Origin of the sequence: Kocuria sp. CCUG 69068, from assembly GCF_020833785.1 — a bacterium.
GTDB classification, from domain to species: Bacteria; Actinomycetota; Actinomycetes; order Actinomycetales; family Micrococcaceae; genus Kocuria; species Kocuria rosea.
Window position 1 is genome coordinate 1 of record NZ_PDDL01000178.1, and the last position, 4,044, is coordinate 4,044.

Here is a 4,044-nt window from a genome sequence, read left to right on the forward strand (position 1 = left end):
CGGCCGCGGCGGCGCCCGTTGCGGCCCCTGCTCCGGCGGCCGCGCCGGTCCCCGCGCCCGCGGCGGCGATGAGGTTGGTGAGCTCGAGGGACTCGGTGCCCCACAGCGGCAGACCGGCCAGCACGGGCAGCGTCCACGTGCGCAGGCCCGTCCCGATGTCCTGTCGGCTCAGGTACTCGGCGGTGCAGCGGGCGCACCCGTCGAGGTGCGCCTTGACGTCCCGCCGGCTCCGCTGCCCGCGGGTGCCCCGGACGAAGTGGGGCAGCTCGGCGGAGAACTCCGCGCAGGCCGGTCCCGCCACCCGGTCCGCCGCGGCCTGGCCGTAGAGCCCGCGGAGACCCCGGACCATGTCACGGTGCAGACCGGCGGCCGCGACCGCGCCGAGCCCCAGCGCCGCCGAGGCACGGCGGGCGCTCTGGCCCAGCACCTCGGTGCGCCAGAGGAAGCCCTGCCACTCGGCGGGCAGGCCGCTGAAGACCCGGACCAGGGACGCGGGGTCGGCGGGATCGTCCGGCAGCGCGACCGGCCGCGTGCCGCCGTCGGCCTCCCGCCCGACCATCCACACGACGAAAGCGCCGAGGAAGGCGCGGGGGCCGCCGCCCTCGCCGACGATCTGCTCGATCCGTCCGAGAGCCGCCGCGGCGACGCCCTCCGCCTCCTCCGTGCTGCCGGTCCGCGACCGCGCCACGGCGAGGGCCGTGCCGTGGTACCGCTCCCGCAGCACCCCGAAGGCGTCGGCGTCCCCGGAGTGGGCGGCGCCGAGGAGGACGTCGTCACGGAGCGCCTCCGGATCGCCGGCGTGGCCGTTCGGACGGGCGTGGGCAGGACGCGTCATGTCTGTCTCCGTGGTGGTCGCGGTCGTTCGGGAAGAAAGAGCTCCGGGAACGTCCCGTCCGACCCGCGGGCGCGCACGCCACGACGACGGTGCCGGACCCCCATCCCCCGCGCACATCGTAAGCGCAGGTCAGAGGCGGGTGAAAGCCCGTGCCCGCCGGTGCGACCAGAACTGTCACGAGGGATCGACCATGGCGCACACGGGCGGAGCGGATGCGTCCCGCTATTGTGAGTCCATCGTGATAACGCTACGGTAGAAGGATGCAGACAACGGAACGCCCCGCACCGGACACCGCCCGGGCCGCCGCGTGGTCGGACCTGTTGCGCTCCCACGGCCGCCGGGTCACCAAGCAGCGGCTGGCCGTCCTCGACGCGGTGGACCGCCGCCCGCACTCCACCGCCGACGAGGTCCTCGCGGACGTCCGCACGGTGCTGCCGGCGATCACCCTGCAGTCCGTCTACGTGGTCCTCTCCGACCTCACGGCCGTCGGCATGCTCCGCAAGTTCGAGCCGCCCGCGTCCCCGGCCCGGTACGAGACCCGCACCGGTGACAACCACCACCACGCGTACTGCGTGCGCTGCGGAACGGTGGCCGACGTCGACTGCGCCGTCGGCCACGCCCCGTGCCTCACGCCCTCCGAGCACCACGGCATGCAACTGCTCACCGCCGACGTCGTCTACCAGGGCATCTGCGCCGACTGCCTCGCGGCCGGGGCCTCCCCCGAGCAGGCCGCCCCGGAGCAGCCCTCCGCAGAGCAGCCCCTCCCCGCCGCGGGCTGACGCCCGCCGGGACTCAGCTCCGCCCGGTGCCGTCCCCGGCCGGACCCGGCCCGGCCTCGGCGCCCCCTGCCTGCCCCGGCTCCTTCTCCACGAGGGCCAGGAGCTCCCGGAGCTGATCGGCGGTCAGCGTGGCCACCGGGGGGTGCGCGTTGATGCTGACCTTCCGCGCCCCGGCGTCGAGGGCGAAGCGCAGCGCCTGCCGGGCCGGCGCGGAGCGGACCTCCAGGGTGGTGTCCAGCACGGCGACCTCGGGCGCGGACGTGAACAGCAGGAGGGTGTCCGGCGCGGCGCCCTCCTCCTGCGGCTTCGCGTAGACCGGCACGGCGCGCCCGTCCTGCACGCGCGCGCCGAGCAGCAGCACCGCGTCCGGGGCCAGGAGCCCGGCGAGCAGCTGCGACATGTTGTTCTCGAGCATCGCGGCCTTCACGGCGTCGTTGCGCGGCGCCCGCATCGCCCACTCCACCTGGGGGCGGCTGATCCGGCAGCCGCGGTGGGCCGGGTCGATGACCAGGTGGTCGTGCTGCGGGTCGTCGGCGAGCATCTTCAGGACCTTCACGGCGGACTCGCGCAGCAGCACGGGCTTGCCGCCGTCCGGGTGGTGGCGGTCGAACATGGCCTGGGCCTCCGCCGCCGAGGTGTAGGCGGCGAGGGACCGCGTGCCGTCGGGCTCCCCCAGGGTCTGGACGCGCAGGGTGGACTCCGGGCCCACGGCCTCCCCGCCCGGGCCCGCCACGAGGTCGCTGGCCGTGACGTCCAGCAGCAGGGAGCCCGCCATGCACTGCCGGACGACCTCGATCATCGCCTTGTTGTCGGGGGCGCCCACGAACCGGTCGACGGCCGCCCGCACGAGGGGGTTGACGACTCCCTCGGGGTCGGCCTGCTGCTCGGCGCCCGGGGCGAGGACGGGCAGCTCGACGCCGTCCCGCCGGGCGAGCTCGAGGGCCCACGCGGGGATCCGGGCGCGGGTGCGGGGGAAGCGCTCGAGGTGCGCCAGGACGTCCTGGGCCGTGAACGGCCCCTCCGTCCCCCACTGGCGGGGCTCGCCGTCGAGGTCGTAGGTCCCTCCGATCCGGTGGGTCGGCTCGGGCCAGCCCTCGGCGAGGATCACGACCGTGGCCGTGAACCACGTCCCGCGCCCCGGGACGTGGACGTTCTCCCGCAGCTGCTCGACGGCGGGGATGACGGCGCTGTCCTCCTTGATGGGCCCGGCGGTGCCGGGCACCACCTCGTCGCCCCGCTGCTCGCGCACGCGCAGGTGCACGCGCCCGCCCTGGACCTTGAGGTCCACGACCATCCGGTCCCATCCCGGCTCCGTGCGCAGCACGGAGAGCACCCACGAGCCGATCGTGTTCAGCAGCTCCTGCCGGGCCGGTCCGGGGGTCGGGGTGGCGGGGGTCTCGCTCATGCGGTGGCTCGTTCCCGGCCCGCGAGGGGGCCTGCTCGGATCGTGGTGGTCACGGGACGGGCGCGGGGCCGGGCGCGGCACCCGCGGGGCCCCGGAGGTCTCGCCCCACCCTACCCAAGCGGTCCCCGGCCGCCGCGGGCGGAGCGGCCGTCCGGCGCCCCCGCCGACGCACCGGGCGGCGCCCGCCGTGACGCTCCCGCACCCGCGAGGGTTGCTAGCCTGGACGCATGACGAAAACGCTGCAGGAACTGATCGACGAGTCGATCTTCATCTCCACCGAGTACCAGGCCAGGCTGGCCGAGCTGACCCAGGGCGCCGGGTGGGACGTCGACTTCTCCGCGCCGGCGTTCACCCTGCAGACCGAGCCCCCCGTGACCCTGACGCCCTATCTGCTGGGCACCGAGTCCGCCTCCCGCGGCTCCTGGATCTGGTCCTGGCAGGAGCTGGGCCACTTCCCGGCCACGGTGGTCTCCGCCGCGGTCCAGGCCCGCGAGGCCGGGGAGCGGCTGGGCGTGGACGAGCTGTCCACCGACGAGCTGCCCGTGGCGGAGGGCCTCGCCCGCCGGCTGACGCTGGCGGCCAAGGCCGTGACGGGCGTGTACGCGCACTACCCCGCGGGAGCGGGCGGCGGCGTCACCGCGTGGCTGCTGCTGGACGGACCCGAGTTCGAGCTCCCCGAGCTCACCGTGGAGCGGATGATGCGGGTCATCGCCGAGGCGCTGACCACGGACACCGCGGTGGACCACAACCTCGCCGTGGACTCCTACGCCAAGCTGCGCGGCGCCCACATCGAGTGGGACACCGAGGCCACGTGCGTGGTGACCGTGCGGGACGGCGCGCAGCGGTTCTGGTTCGACGACCACCAGATCTCCGGTGTCGAGCCCGCCGAGCCGTCCGTGGGCCCCGAGATCCTGGTGGACCTGGCCGCCGACGCCCGGGAGCGCGCCGCCATCCTGCGCGAGGACCGTGCCGCCGCCGAGGCCACGGCCGCCCGGCAGGAGGCCGAGCCGCACCGCGCCGCGGCC

Annotated in this window: 4 protein-coding genes; 2 read left to right on the plus strand and 2 right to left on the minus strand. The window is 75.6% G+C overall.

The window, feature by feature from the left end:
• Positions 1 to 835: zf-HC2 domain-containing protein (locus tag CRM73_RS18435; protein WP_229588704.1), on the minus strand; the 835-nt coding region annotated here is incomplete at its 3' end.
• Between the two features lie 260 nt (positions 836 to 1,095).
• Here CRM73_RS18435 and CRM73_RS18440 point away from each other — a divergent pair.
• Entirely contained in the window at positions 1,096 to 1,614 is a 519-nt protein-coding gene (locus CRM73_RS18440; RefSeq protein WP_095651590.1) for a Fur family transcriptional regulator, read from the plus strand.
• Between the two features lie 13 nt (positions 1,615 to 1,627).
• On the opposite strand, the gene CRM73_RS18445 is transcribed toward CRM73_RS18440, so the two are convergent.
• Positions 1,628 to 3,019, minus strand: a complete 1,392-nt coding sequence (locus CRM73_RS18445; protein ID WP_115162918.1) for an SseB family protein — start codon at positions 3,017 to 3,019, stop codon at positions 1,628 to 1,630.
• 227 nt (positions 3,020 to 3,246) lie between these two features.
• Here CRM73_RS18445 and CRM73_RS18450 point away from each other — a divergent pair.
• Positions 3,247 to 4,044 (plus strand): DUF6882 domain-containing protein (locus tag CRM73_RS18450; protein WP_370658571.1); only part of this gene is annotated, 798 nt, incomplete at its 3' end.

What these genes read in the sequence shown, in the direction of transcription:
- CRM73_RS18445 (WP_115162918.1), bottom strand. Translation starts at nt 3,019, where the DNA reads ATGAGCGAGACCCCCGCCACCCCGACCCCCGGACCGGCCCGGCAGGAG.
- CRM73_RS18440 (WP_095651590.1), top strand. Translation starts at nt 1,096, where the DNA reads ATGCAGACAACGGAACGCCCCGCACCGGACACCGCCCGGGCCGCCGCG.